Annotated in this window: 14 protein-coding genes and 1 tRNA gene; 10 read left to right on the top strand and 5 right to left on the bottom strand. The window is 61.6% G+C overall.

All coding sequences use genetic code 11. The annotated features are described in order from the left end of the window. Positions 1-388 precede the first annotated feature (388 nt). A complete protein-coding gene (locus CHC01_RS27565; RefSeq protein ID WP_089267533.1) occupies positions 389-1,588 on the top strand; it encodes an ABC transporter substrate-binding protein in 1,200 nt (399 codons plus the stop codon). A 45-nt stretch (positions 1,589-1,633) separates the two neighbouring features. Here the strand turns inward: CHC01_RS27565 and CHC01_RS27560 are convergent, their stop codons facing one another. Then, the gene (locus tag CHC01_RS27560; RefSeq protein ID WP_089267532.1) at positions 1,634-2,173 is read right to left on the bottom strand and encodes a winged helix-turn-helix transcriptional regulator; all 540 of its coding nucleotides are present in this window, start codon (positions 2,171-2,173) and stop codon (positions 1,634-1,636) included. Positions 2,174-2,354: 181 nt separating this feature from the next. Here CHC01_RS27560 and CHC01_RS27555 point away from each other — a divergent pair, with 181 nt between their 5' ends. Genes CHC01_RS27555 through CHC01_RS27520 form a run of 8 tightly spaced genes read left to right on the top strand, consistent with a single transcriptional unit; the run spans position 2,355 to position 10,794 of the window. Further along, the gene (locus CHC01_RS27555; protein ID WP_089267591.1) at positions 2,355-2,993 is read left to right on the top strand and encodes a 2-hydroxychromene-2-carboxylate isomerase; all 639 of its coding nucleotides are present in this window, start codon (positions 2,355-2,357) and stop codon (positions 2,991-2,993) included. Between the two features lie 60 nt (positions 2,994-3,053). Next, on the top strand, positions 3,054-4,607 hold the full coding sequence (locus CHC01_RS27550; RefSeq protein WP_089267590.1) for a class I adenylate-forming enzyme family protein: 1,554 nt from the start codon (positions 3,054-3,056) through the stop codon (positions 4,605-4,607). Between the two features lie 51 nt (positions 4,608-4,658). Further along, positions 4,659-5,402 carry an SDR family NAD(P)-dependent oxidoreductase gene (locus CHC01_RS27545; RefSeq protein ID WP_089267531.1) on the top strand — a complete coding sequence of 248 codons (744 nt, stop codon included), beginning with the start codon at positions 4,659-4,661 and terminating at the stop codon, positions 5,400-5,402. Between the two features lie 6 nt (positions 5,403-5,408). Then, positions 5,409-6,590: an acyl-CoA dehydrogenase family protein gene (locus CHC01_RS27540; RefSeq protein WP_089267530.1), complete on the top strand. Its 1,182-nt coding sequence runs from the start codon at positions 5,409-5,411 to the stop codon at positions 6,588-6,590. A 21-nt stretch (positions 6,591-6,611) separates the two neighbouring features. Beyond that, positions 6,612-7,742, top strand: coding sequence for an acyl-CoA dehydrogenase family protein (locus CHC01_RS27535; RefSeq protein ID WP_089267529.1), 1,131 nt, complete (start codon positions 6,612-6,614; stop codon positions 7,740-7,742). 41 nt (positions 7,743-7,783) lie between these two features. Next, positions 7,784-8,971 carry an acetyl-CoA C-acyltransferase gene (locus tag CHC01_RS27530; protein ID WP_089267528.1) on the top strand — a complete coding sequence of 396 codons (1,188 nt, stop codon included), beginning with the start codon at positions 7,784-7,786 and terminating at the stop codon, positions 8,969-8,971. Between the two features lie 37 nt (positions 8,972-9,008). Next, entirely contained in the window at positions 9,009-10,016 is a 1,008-nt protein-coding gene (locus CHC01_RS27525) for an NAD(P)H-dependent flavin oxidoreductase (protein WP_089267527.1), read from the top strand. Between the two features lie 10 nt (positions 10,017-10,026). Next, positions 10,027-10,794 (top strand): enoyl-CoA hydratase, encoded by a 768-nt coding sequence (locus CHC01_RS27520; RefSeq protein WP_089267526.1) that lies wholly within the window; start codon positions 10,027-10,029, stop codon positions 10,792-10,794. Between the two features lie 140 nt (positions 10,795-10,934). On the opposite strand, the gene CHC01_RS27515 is transcribed toward CHC01_RS27520, so the two are convergent. The 3 genes from CHC01_RS27515 to CHC01_RS27505 form a co-directional block, all read right to left on the bottom strand. Continuing rightward, positions 10,935-11,009 (bottom strand) — tRNA-Val (locus CHC01_RS27515). 170 nt (positions 11,010-11,179) lie between these two features. Next, a complete protein-coding gene (locus CHC01_RS27510; RefSeq protein WP_089267525.1) occupies positions 11,180-12,442 on the bottom strand; it encodes a coiled-coil domain-containing protein in 1,263 nt (420 codons plus the stop codon). Between the two features lie 134 nt (positions 12,443-12,576). Further along, entirely contained in the window at positions 12,577-13,161 is a 585-nt protein-coding gene (locus CHC01_RS27505) for a DUF1134 domain-containing protein (protein WP_089267524.1), read from the bottom strand. A gap of 113 nt (positions 13,162-13,274) precedes the next feature. Here CHC01_RS27505 and CHC01_RS27500 point away from each other — a divergent pair, with 113 nt between their 5' ends. Next, positions 13,275-13,769, top strand: a complete 495-nt coding sequence (locus CHC01_RS27500; protein WP_176454721.1) for a YHS domain-containing (seleno)protein — start codon at positions 13,275-13,277, stop codon at positions 13,767-13,769. Positions 13,770-13,776: 7 nt separating this feature from the next. Here the strand turns inward: CHC01_RS27500 and cysQ are convergent, their stop codons facing one another. Continuing rightward, positions 13,777-14,613, bottom strand: coding sequence for a 3'(2'),5'-bisphosphate nucleotidase CysQ (gene cysQ / locus CHC01_RS27495; protein ID WP_089267523.1), 837 nt, complete (start codon positions 14,611-14,613; stop codon positions 13,777-13,779). Positions 14,614-14,638: the final 25 nt, after the last annotated feature.

The following is a 14,638-nucleotide window of genomic DNA, read 5'->3' as shown; positions in this document are numbered from 1 at the left end:
CGCGATCATTGCGGCGAGCCAGGGGAGGATATGATGCGCCGGATCACGACTGCGTTGATGGTTTGCGATCCCAACGGCGGTGCATGCCGCGCGCGGCACCACGTGGCGCGCTGATCGGTGCCGGTGGGATCGCGTGTCATCGGCCCATCGATCGATAGCCAAACTCATTTCGAGGGCTGCCGGGTTTGAACGACGCAGCAGCGCCGGGCTTGGCTGGCCTCTGCCCTGACGAGCCACGGCACCCCGGGGATGGCCGATCCGGGCGCTTGTCGCTGTCACCGATGGGTCATGTGCAGGGCTGTTTCGCTCGGCGACGTTGGCGAGAGCTCTTCATTCGAGAATTTTAAATGGCAGGCAGTCAAGCTTGCGGCACTGGAGGGAGCGGACAATGATGAGAAGAATGTTTGTTGGCGTTGCAATGGCAGCGACACTGTTCGGACTGCAGGCGCGAGCCGAGACAGTCGGCGTCACGGATACCGAAATCAAAATCGGTGCGACCTTTCCGTTCAGCGGACCTGCGTCGCCCTTGAGCAATACCGGCAAGGGGCTCATTGCCTATGTCAACTCGATCAACGATCGCGGCGGCATCGGCGGCAAAAAGATCAATCTCATTACCTATGACGACGCCTATAGCCCGCCGAAAACGGTCGAACAAACGCGCAAGCTGGTTGAGAGCGACGAGGTTGCGTTCCTGTTCGGCCCGCAGGGCACGCCTGGAATTGGAGCGACGATCAAATACGTCAACGCGAAGAAGGTCCCGCACCTGTTCGTGGTGAGCGGCGTCAACAAGTTCACGAACTTCAAAGAATTCCCGATGACGACGACGGGCCTGCCCAGCTACGACACCGAGGGAAAGATCTACGCCAAATATATCTCGAAGGTGCTGCCGGATGCGAAGATCGCGCTATTGTATCAGAACGACGATCTCGGCAAGGACTTCCTCGCGGCGTTTAAGGCGTATTTCAAGGACGCTTTCGACAAGAAGGTCGTGGCATCCGCATATGAACTGAGTGAGCCCACCATCGACTCCCATGTGGTGAATCTGAAAGCCTCGGGCGCGGCAGCGTTCCTGGTTGCCGGCACGCCGAAATTCGCCGCGCAGGCGATCAAGAAAGCGTCCGAAATAGGCTGGAAGCCGCTGTTCCTGATCAACTACGTCTCAAGCTCGGTCTCGTCGACAATCGTGCCGGCAGGACCCGACAAGGCGATCGGTATCGTTGCGGCGACCATCGCAAAGGATCCGAGCGACAGCAAATGGGCGGATGACCCCGGGGTCCAGTGGTACAAAGCCCACTTCGCGAAATATCTGCCCGGTGCCGACATTGGCGATGCGAACTATGTGTATGGCACGGAGCAGGGCCAGATCCTGGAGCAGGTTCTGAAGCAATGCGCTGGCGATTATTCCCGCGAGAATATCGTGAAGCAGGCACGCAATATTCGGGGCCTGTCCCTGCCGACGTTGATGCCGGGAATTACTATCAATACCGGACCGCAGAACAGCATGGCCTATACCCAGCTTCAGCTGCAGCGCTGGAACGGGCATTCCTGGGACCAGTTCGGCGGTCTTCTGGACGCGAGCTCGGAGTAACGCAGTCGTCGCCAAGTCCGGCTTGTTCTTCGTCCGGACTTGGCCTCAGGCGCGTTTTGCCCTGGAAGCGGTGGCTTTCGGCGCCTGCACTTTAACCTGTGTCTTGGCAATCTGCGTCCTCGGCATTGCCGTTTCGCGAGCGCCAGGCCCCGGATGGACGTGGACTTCCTTCGCAAGCACCGGCTCGCCGCATTCTGAGCAGATCATGAGCGGATCGAAGTGCTTGCCGCATGACTTGTGCTCGTGAAGCATCGGTCGCCCCCGCGCGTCGACCATGTGGATGTTACCCCAATGAACGACCGACATGATGATCGGGTAAAGGTCCAGTCCCTTCTGAGTCAAAATATACTCGTATCGCTTGGGTGCATCCATATAGGGAATGCGCCGGAGCACACCGAATCGAACCAGCTTCTTGAGGCGGTCGGCGAGCAGGTGCCGTGTAATTCCCAGCGATGTCTGGAAAGCGTCGAAGCGACGCTTGCGCAGGAAGCATTCGCGCAAAATCATAAGCGTCCAGCGGTCGCCAATCACCGCGACGGTGCGGGCCAGCGAACACGGCTCTTCCTCAAGCGAATCCCATTTCATCCCACGTCTCCGGCATTCCCATTCCGCGCATTCTATTTTGGCATGGACCTCAAAACAATACCGTTGTCGCCGTTCCAGTTTCAAAGCAGGTTTCGCCGTTGACAGTTCTAAAATAGAACTTTAGCGTCCACGTCGCGGCGGAAGTTTGATCCCGCCCGCCAAGATCAAAGAGGAGGCGCCGTTGACCGATCGACCACAGCCGGAATTCCATTTCGATTTCGGCAGCCCGAACGCATATCTCGCGGAAGCTGCCCTTTCGGGAATCGAGCAGCGCACCGGCGTCAAATTCGAATATATCCCGGTGTTGTTGGGTGGGATCTACAAAGCCACCGGCAACATGTCGCCAGCCGAGTCGTTGCGCGGGATCAAGAACAAACCTGAATATCAGAGGCTCGAATCCGAGCGCTTCATCCGGCGGCACGGCATTACGAAGTTCAAGAACAATCCGTTCTTCCCGGTCAACACGCTCATGCTCATGCGCGGCGCCGTTGCGGCAAAGTTCGAAGGTCTGTTCGATCCGTATTTCAGGGCTGCCTATCGTCACATGTGGGAAGAGCCGAAGAAGATGGACGATCCGGCGGTATTCGTGGCGGCTTTCAAGGAGTCGGGCATCGACATCGACAGGCTGATCGCGCGTGCGCAGCAGGACGACGTCAAGCAGAAACTGATCAAGGACACGAATGACGCGGTAGCCCGCGGATCGTTCGGGTCGCCGACCTTCTTCGTCGGCAACGAGATGTTCTTTGGCAAGGACAGTCTCAGGGATGTGGAAGAGGCGATCGTGGAGCAGGCTTCTGTCCTGAAAACGAGGACGGCCTAGGTTACCCGACCATACGATCTAGAAGCTGCGATGAAGCAGCTCATTTCCGGGAGGACGAAGATGTTGAAGACGGTGGAAACCGATGAGGCAGCGCGCATACTTTCCGCGTTGCCGCGCCGCATCGACCAGGTCATTGATTGCCATGCTGTCGAAACACCCGATCGGATAGCGTTGATCGACGACGGGGACAGCATGACCTATGGTCAGTTGCATAAGGCCGTCGCGGATATTGCCTTTGACCTCACCAAGCTCGGCATCAGGCCCGGCGACCGCCTGATGATCGTCAGCGAAAACAGCATTCCGCTCGCAGGTCTGCTGCTCGCGGCAAGTCGCCTCGATGTCTGGGCGATCGTCGTCAATCCACGGCTGTCCGCTCGTGAGCTGGATCAGATCAGGGATCACAGCGGCGCACGCCGTGTGCTTCTGACGGTCGGCGTGTCCAAGGAAGCTGCGAGCCATGCCGCGCGGTATGAAGCCCAAACGCATCGGATCGGCCCGCTATCGGAGGTGGCCGTTACCGCTCTCAACGAGGGCACGTCACCCGAGCGAGTGGAGGACAGCCCGAAAGATCAGGTGGCCGTTCTCATTTATACGTCGGGTACGACCGGCACGCCCAAAGGCGTGATGCTGACGCACGAGAATCTGCTGTTCAGCGCCAAGACCACGGCCGACATCCGTCGCATGACGCCAGACGACAAGCAGTACATCGTTCTCCCGATCTCGCACATCGTCGGCATTTCGTTGCTGGTGATGACCTTGATGACGGGTGCGCCCGTCCGGTTGGCAAGCAAGTATGATCCGGCCGCACTGGCAAAGGCGATCTCGGACGAAGGCATCACGATCCTGAATGGCGTGCCGGCGACCTATCAGCGATTGCTGGAATACAAATCGGTTACCGGTTTGAGCAAGCTCGATCGAGGCTCCTTGCGTCTTATTGCGGTCGCAGGTGCGCCGCTCGACCTGGACCTGAAGTCGCGCGTCGAGCGCGAACTCGGGCTCTCACTGTTGAACGGCTATGGCATCACCGAGTGCTCACCCGGATTATCCGGCGTGCGTATTGATGCGCCGCGCGACGATCAGGCGGTTGGCCCGCTGCTGCCTGGTGTCGAGGCCAGGATTGTGGGGCTCGACGGATCGCACAAGACTGCCGGCGAGGTCGGCGAGCTCCATGTCCGCGGGCGGAATGTGATGCGCGGCTATTATCGGGCCCCGGATCTGACCGCGAAGGCGATCGATCCGGATGGCTGGTTCAACACCGGCGATCTGGCCCGCTTCGAGGGGGATTGTCTCTTCATTGTCGGCCGCACCAAGGAAATGATCATTCGCTCGGGCTTCAACGTCTACCCCGCCGAGATCGAAGCGGTGTTGAGTACGCATGCCTCGGTCGTGCAGTGTGCGGTCGTGGGGCGCCCGGTGGACGGTAACGAAGAGGTCGTCGCCTTTGTGCAGCTTCTTCAGGGGACCGAGACAACGGCCTCCGATCTGATGGCGCATGTCAGCCCTCAGCTCACATCCTACAAGCGCCCGTCGGAGATCATCGTGCTGCCGGCGCTGCCGGCCACATCCACGGGCAAGATTCTGAAGCACAAGCTGGCGGAATCGCTGCGCAGCTAAGCAGATTGCGGTGGCGTTCGCCGCCGCGTACTCGCATCCGGGAGAACTCAGTTGAAAAAACGCAATGCAACAGTAGCCGTCGTTGGCGCAGGTGACTTCATCGGCGGCGAGATCGCCAAGAAATTCGCTGCGGAAGGTTTCACGGTCTTCGTGGGGCGCCGCCAGGGCGAGAAGCTCGAGCCGCTGATCAAGGAGATCGAGGCCGCGGGGGGCACCGTATTTGGGCGTGCTCTCGATGCGCGCAAGGAAGAGGAGATGGTGAAATTCATCGCTGACGCCGACGCCCATGCGCCGTTGGAGATCTGTGTTTTCAACATCGGTGCTAACGTCAACTTTCCGATCGTGGAGACGACCGAACGTGTGTTCCGCAAGGTCTGGGAGATGGCGTGTTACTCCGGCTTCCTGGCCGGCCGCGAGGCGGCGCGGGCGATGCTGGCGCGCGGAAAGGGCAACATCTTCTTCACGGGCGCGACGGCAAGCCTGCGGGGCGGCAACGGTTTCGCCGCTTTTGCCAGCGCCAAGTTCGGTCTCCGAGCCGTCGCGCAATCGATGGCCAGGGAGCTCGGCCCAAAGAACATTCACGTCGCGCACCTGATCATCGACTCGAGCGTGGATACGGAATGGGTGCGGCAGCTGATCACCAGCCGCGAAGGGCCGAAGGCGATGGAAAACCTCGATCCGAACCGTTTGATGCGGCCGGCTGCTGTCGCCGAGGCTTACTGGGCACTTTACCAGCAGCCGCGTGACGCATGGACGTTCGAGCACGAGATTCGTCCATTCGGCGAGAAATGGTAGCTCGCCATGGAGCTCAACCTTTCGGCCGAAGATGCGGCATTCCGTAACGAGGCTCGGTCCTTCATCTCGGAAAACTACCCGAAGGAAATGCGTGTCGCGAATCCCGAGACGGATCTCGCAAAAGAGCAATCGCTCCTTTGGCACAGGATCCTCTATCAGAAGGGCTGGATCGCGCCGCTCTGGCCGAAGGAATATGGCGGCCCCGGTTGGTCGCTGACCCAGCGCTTCATCTGGGAGCAGGAGACCTCGCGTGCGGGAACGCTTCCGCCGCTCGCCTTCAGCGTGACCATGGTCGGCCCGGTCATCTACACCTTCGGGACGGAGGCGCAGAAGGCGAGGTTCCTGCCGCGCATATTGTCGGGCGAGGACTGGTGGTGCCAGGGTTACTCGGAGCCGGGTTCGGGGTCGGATCTAGCTTCCGTCAGGACCAAGGCGGTTCGCGACGGCGATCACTACGTCGTCAACGGGCACAAGACATGGACTACTCTCGCGCAGCACGCGGACTGGATCTTCTGTCTCGTCCGCACCGATCCGTCCGCAAAGCCCCAGGCGGGCATCTCCTTCCTGTTGATCGACATGAAGACGCCCGGCGTCACCGTGCGCCCGATCATCACCATCGACGGCTCGCACGAGGTCAACGACGTCTTCCTTGAGGACGTGCGGGTGCCGATCGAGAATCTGATCGGCGAGGAGAACAAGGGCTGGACCTATGCAAAATTCCTCCTCGGCAACGAACGCACCAGTATGGCGGGTATCGGTCGTTCGACCCGGTACCTGCGGCGACTCAAGGACATCGTTAGGGCTGAAATTCCCGAGGACGATCCGAGTTTCGCGGAGTTCATCCGTGAGATCGCCCGTGTCGAATTGGATGTGCTGGCCCTCGAAGCGACGGAATTGAGGGTCGTCGCGCAGATGTCGCGCGGTATCGATCCCGGCCCGGCCGCATCGCTCTTCAAGATCAGAGGCACCGAGATATTCCAGCGCATTACCGACCTCACGCACCGCGCGATGGGCAACTACGGCGTCGCTCTTCGGGAGCATCCCGTCAGCGGTAACCGTTTCATGCCCGGGCCTGACTATGGGCATACGTCGGCGGAAAAATACCTCAACTCGCGCAAGCTCAGCATCTACGGCGGATCCAACGAGATTCAACGCAACATCATCGCGAAAGCCGTGCTCGGTCTTTGACCCGCACCAGGAGAGGCGCCCATGGACATCGAACTGACCGGAGACCAGGAATTGCTCCGCAACAGCGTGCAACGTTTCCTGCAGGATGAATACGGCTTCGATGACCGAGCGAAGATCGTCGCGGGCGAAGATGGTTGGAGTCGCGCGGTGTGGGCAAAGTTCGCCGACCTCGGTCTTCTGGCGGCACCGTTCGCGGAGGAATATGGCGGCCTCGGGAACGGCCCGCTGACGACCATGATCGTTATGCAGGAGTTCGGCCGCAGCCTCGTCGTCGAGCCATATTTCGAGACGGTCGTGCTGGCGGGAGGGCTAATCGAGGCATTGGGGACCGACGACCAACGCGGGGAATTGCTCGCCGAGATCGCAGCGGGCGAGGCGACGTGGGCGTTGGCCTGGGCCGAGCCGGGATCTCGGTACAACCTCAACAAGGTATCGGTGTCTGCGGACCGAAGTGGTGATGACTACGTCCTGTCGGGAACGAAAGCCGCCGTGATCGGTGCTCCGTGGGCCGACCGGCTGATCGTCTCCGCGAGAACGTCCGGCCGAGATGGCGATCGTGACGGCGTGTCCCTGTTCATCGTCGACAGCCGGGCGGCCGGTCTACACATGCAAAGCTACCGGACGGTCGACGGCAGGCGCGCCGCCGAGGTCACGCTGAAGGATGTTCGCATCCCGGCGGTCAACCTGCTCGGACGCGAAGGCCAGGGAGTCGTCGCGCTCGAGAGCTGTCGCGACCGCGGCATCGGCGGACTGTGTGCCGAGGCTATAGGCGCAATGACCGAGCTGAATGCGGCGACGCTAGACTACAGCAAGACCCGCAAGCAATTCGGCGTGACCCTCGGATCGTTTCAGGTGCTGCAGCACAGAATGGTCGACATGTTTATCGCGCTGCAGGAAGCCGTCTCGTTGATGCAGCATCTGACCCTGACGCTGGCGTCCAACGACGCCCATGTCACGAAGCTCGCCTCCGGTGCGAAGACAAAGGTCGGATATGCTGCGCGCTTCATCGGCGAACAGGCGATCCAACTGCACGGTGGCATGGGCATGAGCGACGAGCTCAAGGTCGGTCACTATTTCAAACGTATCGGCGCCATCGACATCCAGTTCGGCGACCCCGCTTTCCATCTGATGCGATTCGCCCACGCCGCATGACGCGCGGTCACGCCCGTCCCATCCAGCCAAGGAAATAATAAATGACCGAAGCCGTAATCGTATCGACCGCCCGCACCCCGATAGGAAAGGCCTATAAGGGCGCGCTCAACAATACCGAAGGTGCGACCATGATGGGACACGCCATTTCGGCGGCGCTCACCCGCGCGAACATCATAGGCGGAGAGGTGGAGGACGTGGTGATGGGGTGCGCCATGCAGCAGGGCACGACGGGATCGAACATCGCCCGCAAGGCTCTGCTTCGCGCCGGTCTTCCTGTCACGGTCGCCGGCACCACCATCGACAGACAGTGTGCGTCGGGGCTCCAGGCGATCGCGCTTGCCGCCCGGTCGGTGATCTTCGACGGCGTAGAGGTCGCGGTCGGCGGAGGCGGTGAATCCATTAGCCTCGTCCAGAACGAACATATGAACCAGTGGCACGCGGTTGACCCAGAGCTGCTGGCGATCAAAGGCGACGCTTACATCGCAATGCTGGATACGGCCGAAAACGTCGCAAAACGCTACAACATCTCTCGGGACGCGCAGGACGAATACAGTCTCGAAAGTCAGCGCCGCACCGCAGCCGCGCAGCAAGCCGGCCGCTTCAATGACGAACTGGCGCCGATCAAGACGACGATGGTCGTGACTAACAAGGAGACCGGCGCCATCTCCTACAACGAGATCACGCTCTCGGCGGACGAGGGCCCGCGTCCTGACACGACCGCCGAGGGACTGGCCAAAGTCAAGCCGGCGAAAGGGCCGGGCTACTCCATCACTGGCGGCAACGCGAGCCAGCTATCGGACGGTGCCAGCGCCACCGTTATCATGAGCGACAAGCTCGCCGCCCAAAAGGGCCTAAAGCCGCTTGGCATCTTCCGCGGCTTTGTGTCGGCGGGCTGCGAGCCCGACGAGATGGGAATCGGCCCGATCTTCGCAGTGCCTCGCCTTCTCAAGCGCCATGGTCTCACGATCGACGACATCGACCTTTGGGAATTGAACGAGGCATTCGCGGTCCAGGTTATCTACTGCCGCGACACGCTCGGCATTGATCCCGAGAAGCTCAACGTCAACGGCGGCTCCATCGCTGTCGGTCACCCCTATGGCATGACCGGCGCGCGGCTGACGGGTCATGCGCTGATCGAGGGGCGTCGTCGCAAGGCGAAGTACGCGGTGGTCACGATGTGCGTAGGCGGCGGCATGGGTGCGGCCGGCCTGCTCGAAATCGTTCACTGATAATCAGAAACCTAAACAGCGAGATTCGGAGACGATCATGAGAACCGCCATCACAGACCTCTTCGAGATCGAACATCCCATTATTCAGGGGGGCATGCACTATGTAGGCTTTGCCGAACTCGCCGCGGCCGTCTCGAATGCCGGTGGCCTGGGCATCATCACCGGATTGACTCAAAGAACGCCCGAGAACCTCGCGAAGGAAATCGCGCGCTGTCACGACATGACCGACAAGCCGTTCGGCGTGAACCTCACATTTCTGCCGACGTTCGACGCCCCGCCATATCCGGAATACATCGCCGCGATCAAGGAAGGTGGCATCAAGGCCGTCGAAACCGCTGGCCGAAGTCCTGAGCAGTACATGCCGGCCCTGAAGGAGGCGGGCATCAAAGTCATCCACAAATGCACATCCGTCCGCCATTCGTTGAAGGCGGAGAAGATCGGTTGCGACGCCGTCAGCGTCGACGGATTCGAATGCGGTGGTCATCCCGGCGAAGACGACATGCCAAACATGATTCTGCTGCCGCGCGCTGCCGAAGAACTGAAGATCCCGTTCGTTGCATCGGGAGGGATGGCCGACGCGCGTAGTCTGGTTGCGGCGCTCGCGATGGGCGCTGCGGGCATGAACATGGGCACCCGGTTCGTGGCAACCAAAGAGGCGCCCGTCCATCAGAACGTCAAGGATGCGATCGTCAAGGCGTCGGAACTCGATACGCGTCTAGTGATGCGCTCGCTGAGGAATACCGAGCGCGTTCTCAATAACGCCGGAGTCGAGCGGCTGATCGCAACCGAACAAGCTAAGGGCGACTCATTGGTCATCGGCGACATCATCAATGAAGTGGCGGGCGTGTATCCGAAAGTCATGGTCGACGGTGACATGGACGCCGGCGCCTGGAGCTGCGGCATGGTTGCGGGCCTCATCAACGACATCCCGACCGTCAAGGAACTGATCGATCGCATCATGGCGGACGCCGAAAGCATCATCCGCCAGCGCTTGACCGGTTTTCTTAACGCCTCTGCCTGCGAACCCCTGCGCGCCGCAAGCTGAGGACGATGGCATGACGGATCATTTGAAGACGGATGTCGTCGATGGCGTGATGACGCTCACGATCTCGCGTCCCGAGAAGAAGAACGCGCTGACCGGAGCGATGTACGACGCGATGTCGGAAGGCCTCGAACGCGCCGAAAGGGATCCTGCCGTCAAGGTCGTTCTGTTTCAGGGCGACGGCGACAGCTTCACCTCCGGCAACGACTTGGCGGACTTTGCCGCCCAGTCCACGGCAAACGAAACCACTGACAGTCCCGCGTTTCGCTTTATCGGCAATTTAGCAAAGGCGACCAAGCCGCTCGTCGCGGCCGTCCAGGGAAACGCCGTTGGTGTCGGAACCACGATGCTCCTGCATTGCGATCTGGTCTACCTGGCGGAGAATGCGCGCCTGATCACGCCTTTCGTCAACCTGGCGCTGGTGCCCGAAGCCGCGTCGAGTTGGTTGCTCCCTTCGCGGATCGGGCACGTGAGGGCGTATGCCATGTTCGCGTTGGGAGAGCCGATGGATGCGGTAACCGCACTTCAATGCGGACTTGCCAATGCCGTTGTCCCTATCGGCGATGTTCGTGCGAGGGCGGCGACCGCCGCCCTGACTTTGACGCAGCGTCCGACAGGCGCACTTCGCCATACAAAGCTTTTGATGCGGGAGCAGCAGGAAATGGTTGAAAGGATCGCTGAAGAGAGCGCTCTTTTCAAAGAGCGGCTTCAGAGCGCGGAAGCTCGCGAGGCCTTCTCTGCCTTTGCAGAGAAGCGAAAGCCCGATTTCACGAAAGTCTAACTTGGCGGCTAGAGAGCTGCGCCGGCCAATCCATGACGATGATCAAGCGCCGAAACGAGTGTGCCCCTGCTGTGCCCCAGCTTTTCCGGGGCACACTTCGAGGGAATAAGGCCGCTAAGTACTTGAATGTGCTGGAATAATGGTGGGCGCACAAGGGATCGAACCTTGGACCTCTCCCGTGTGAAGGGAACGCTCTCCCGCTGAGCTATGCGCCCGGGATGCCGTACAGACCAAAAGGCCGGGCCGTAATGGCCCGGCGGGGACTGACGTCAGTGGCGCGATTTAGGGAATAGGGGGCGGGGGTGTCAAGCAAACCCTGCCGCAAGTCAGCACAATAAGTCTCCCCATCCGGCCGGGCGGGCCATTTGGGTTCCTGGCCCGCGATTTAGCCCGGCTGCGTGGCGCGGGAGGCATGGGACTGCAGCGCCCGGATCCGGTCGGCAAGGGTGCTGTTGGGGGCGAAACCTGCGTCATTGGCCGGGCGCGGCTGGGCCGCGGGCGCTGGTGCGGCGGCCAGGATCGCCTCGATGGGCGAATTCGGCCCTTCCAGTGTCATCGCCATTTTGGCCACTTCGGCGGCGATGTCGTTGATGCGCTCGCGCAGCAGGGCGTTTTCCATGCGCTCGGTGGCCCATGCGCTCTCGGCCTGCTGATGGACGCCGTTGAGGTCGCGCTGCAGCTTTGCACGCTCTTCGCGGGCGGCGGCGAGCTCGGTCTCCACGGCGGCCTTCTCGGCGCGCAGCTTCTCGATGATGGGCGATCCCTTGGCGCCGTTCATGGCGGCGAGCTCGACGCGCAGGTCGCGCGCGATCTGTTCGGCGGCCTCATTGGCCTGACGCAACTGGCTGTTCTCGAAATCGCGCTCGGCCAGGATCTTGGTCTGGGTCGAGAGCTGGCTCTCGAGATCGGTGACGCGGGCGCCGAGCTGTTCGGCTTCGCGGACCTGAATGGTGAGCTGCTGATCGAGATCAGTTACGCGCTGGCTGAGATTCTCGACGCGGGCGCGCGCCTCGGTGAGTTCGCGCGTCGCGGTGTCGGATTCGCCGCGCTGCAGCTCCAGCCTGTGCTGCGTATTGGCGAATTCCTTTTCGGCATCGCCGACGCGGCCCTTCAATTCCTCGACCTGCGCGCGCACGGCGATGAGCTCGACCTGGCGGGTGTCGGCCACCATGGAGCGATCCGAGAGGTCGTGGTTCAGCTTGGCGAGTTCGGCCTGCTTGTTGCTCAATGCCTGTTCGGCGGCGCGCAACGCTTCCGTCTTGCTGGTGAAGTCGGCCTCGGTGAGGCCGAGCTTTTCCTTCACAGCGGCTTCACGGGCTTCCAGCGCGAAGATCGTGGCGTTCTTCTCGCCGAGCTCAAGCTTCATGCGGTTGATGGCGTCGGACTTCTTGCCGAGTTCGGCGAGCTGGCTGGTGGTCTTGTTCTTGAGCTGGTCGACGCTCATTTCCAGTCGGCGTGCTGCCATCGCGAATTCTGCGCGCAGCTGGTCCTTGTCGGCCTGGATTTCCGCCATCGACAGCGGCGTCGCGGCTTCGAGCCGGCGGGTGGTGAGGCGGACGGCGCGGTTATGCACCAGCGGCATGATCATCAGGCCGCAGAGCATCGAGATCAGAAAACCGATCGCCAGATACATGATCGGTTCAACCATGACGAATGCTCCCACGCTCTCAAAATGCAGCGGTTACCATGCCATGGCACCGCCGGCAAAGACAGCGTAACGCCTCGTTAACCTTTATTCAGCCGTTCAGAAGCGCTTGATCGCAGGACCGCGCGATCGAGGGCTTAGAACGGGTTCCAGGTCGCGCTGGGGGTATATTTGAGATAGCCGATATTGGCGCCGAGCCGCAGGCCGAGACCCGAACGGATCGGCACCAGGACGACGTTGTTGGCAGTCAGTGCCGTCATGCCGAAGCCGCCGATGATGTAGGCGGAGCCGTCGATACCGGCGAAGCGCTGATAGATCGCCTGGGTGGCCGGCAGGTTATAGACCAGCGTCATGGTACGGGCGCCGTCGCCGCCCCAGTCGAAGCCGACCGAGGGACCTTGCCAGTAGACGCGCAGATCGCCGGCATTCTTCGTATAGAGCGTACCTTCGCCGTAACGGAGGCCTGCCACGATCGCGCCGCTGCCTTCCTCGCCCAGAATATAACCGTTCGGCAGCCCCCACTGGCTGACAGCCTTCTCGATCACCGAGGCGAGGCCGCGCGAGACATTGCCGAAAAACCGGTGTCCGGCCGTCATGAGTTCTTCGGACCGGTAGGTGTCCGGTGCGGCCTGGCCGCGCGGTGGTTGCTGCGCAGAGGCCGGCGAGAAGGCGAGCGTGAACGTGGCTAGCGCGACCGCTGCCAGGCGTGATGCGAAGGTCATGAAAAGAACCCCTGGTATTTCAAATTTGCGACCGCGGCTTTAACCGGATGCTGAGAAGCACGGTTTAACTCTGCAGTCATTGTCCCCGACTCCCTATACTATCGGTATCAACTATGACGGCACAACGGCGGGAATTGTCAGGCTGGAGCCGTGGAATTGCCTTGATTCTGCTGCTGGCGGCCGCTCTGGTCCCGGCGGGCGCGCAGGCTGCGACCAGTGAGCGCGTGGTCACTGACCGATACACGGGTCTCGCAATCAGCGGTTTCGATCCGGTGGCCTATTTCACCGAAGGCCGCCCGACGCTGGGGCAGCCGGACTTCGAAATGTCGGAAGAGGGCACGGTCTGGCGCTTCCGCAACGAGGGCAATCGCGCCTCTTTCGCGGCGCATCCGGACATCTACGGTCCGCAATTCGGTGGCTATGATCCCGTCGACGTCGCGCGCGGCGTCGCCTTCGCCGGCAATCCGCGTTTGTGGCTCATTACGGGCGAACGCCTTTACCTGTTCGGCCGGGAGGAAACCCGCGACGCTTTTGCTGCGGCACCGGCCAAATATCTGCCCGGCGCGCGCAAGCGCTGGCCGGGCGTGCAGGATATCCTGGCGAAATAATGCGGGTTCAGCCGCGCGCGCTCACGGTGCTGTCACCCCAGGCGATGAATTCCGGCACGATGAAGTCTTCCCGGTTGCCGCCGAAGCGAACCGCCTTGCCAAAGGTGTCGGTCACCTTGCCGCCTGCAGCCACCACCACGGCATGGCCCGCAGCCACATCCCATTCGCAGGTCGGCGCCAGCCGCGGATAGATGTCAGCCTGGCCCTCGGCCACGCGGCAGAATTTCAGCGCCGAGCCGAACTCCTGTCTGACAGCACCGGGGCGACTGGCGATGAAAGCCTCGGTTCGCTGGTCGCCATGGGAGCGGCTGACCGCTGCGGTCCATGTCGCGCCCGGAGCAGGCGCCGTGCGGGTCTGGATCGGTGTGACCTTGCGGATGGACAGGTCTGGTGCGAGTTCGACACGTTCGGCGCCGCGCCCGACCAGCCCGCGCCAGATCAGCCCGAGGGCAGGGGCACCGACAATACCCAGCAGCGGAGTGCCATCGACGATCAATGCGATATTGACGGTGAACTCTTGGCGGCCGGCGACGAATTCCTTGGTGCCGTCGAGCGGGTCGATCAGGAACAGTGTGCCGGCATAGGGGGGCGTGGCGAGATGGAGGCGCTCTTCGGACAGCGACGGGATTCCCGGAAACAGCCGGGCCAGTCCTTCGCCGATGACCTGGTCGGCCGCGAGATCGGCTTCGGTCACGGGCGAGCCGTCCGCCTTGCCATCCACGGTCATGACAGTGCGGTTGACCTTGAGGATAGCAGCGCCGGCCTGTGCGGCGAGCTCGGTCAGCGGCGCCATCAGGCTGACAGCCCGCGCGGCATCCATGCGAGGTCGCGAATCATCCGTCATCGGGAAGCCTTGATCCTCTGCATGT

This window comes from Tardiphaga sp. OK246 (assembly GCF_900188215.1).
Classification (GTDB): domain Bacteria; phylum Pseudomonadota; class Alphaproteobacteria; order Rhizobiales; family Xanthobacteraceae; genus Tardiphaga; species Tardiphaga robiniae.
The sequence above is the reverse complement of the archived record's forward strand: the minus strand, read 5'-3'. Positions and strand labels throughout refer to the sequence as shown.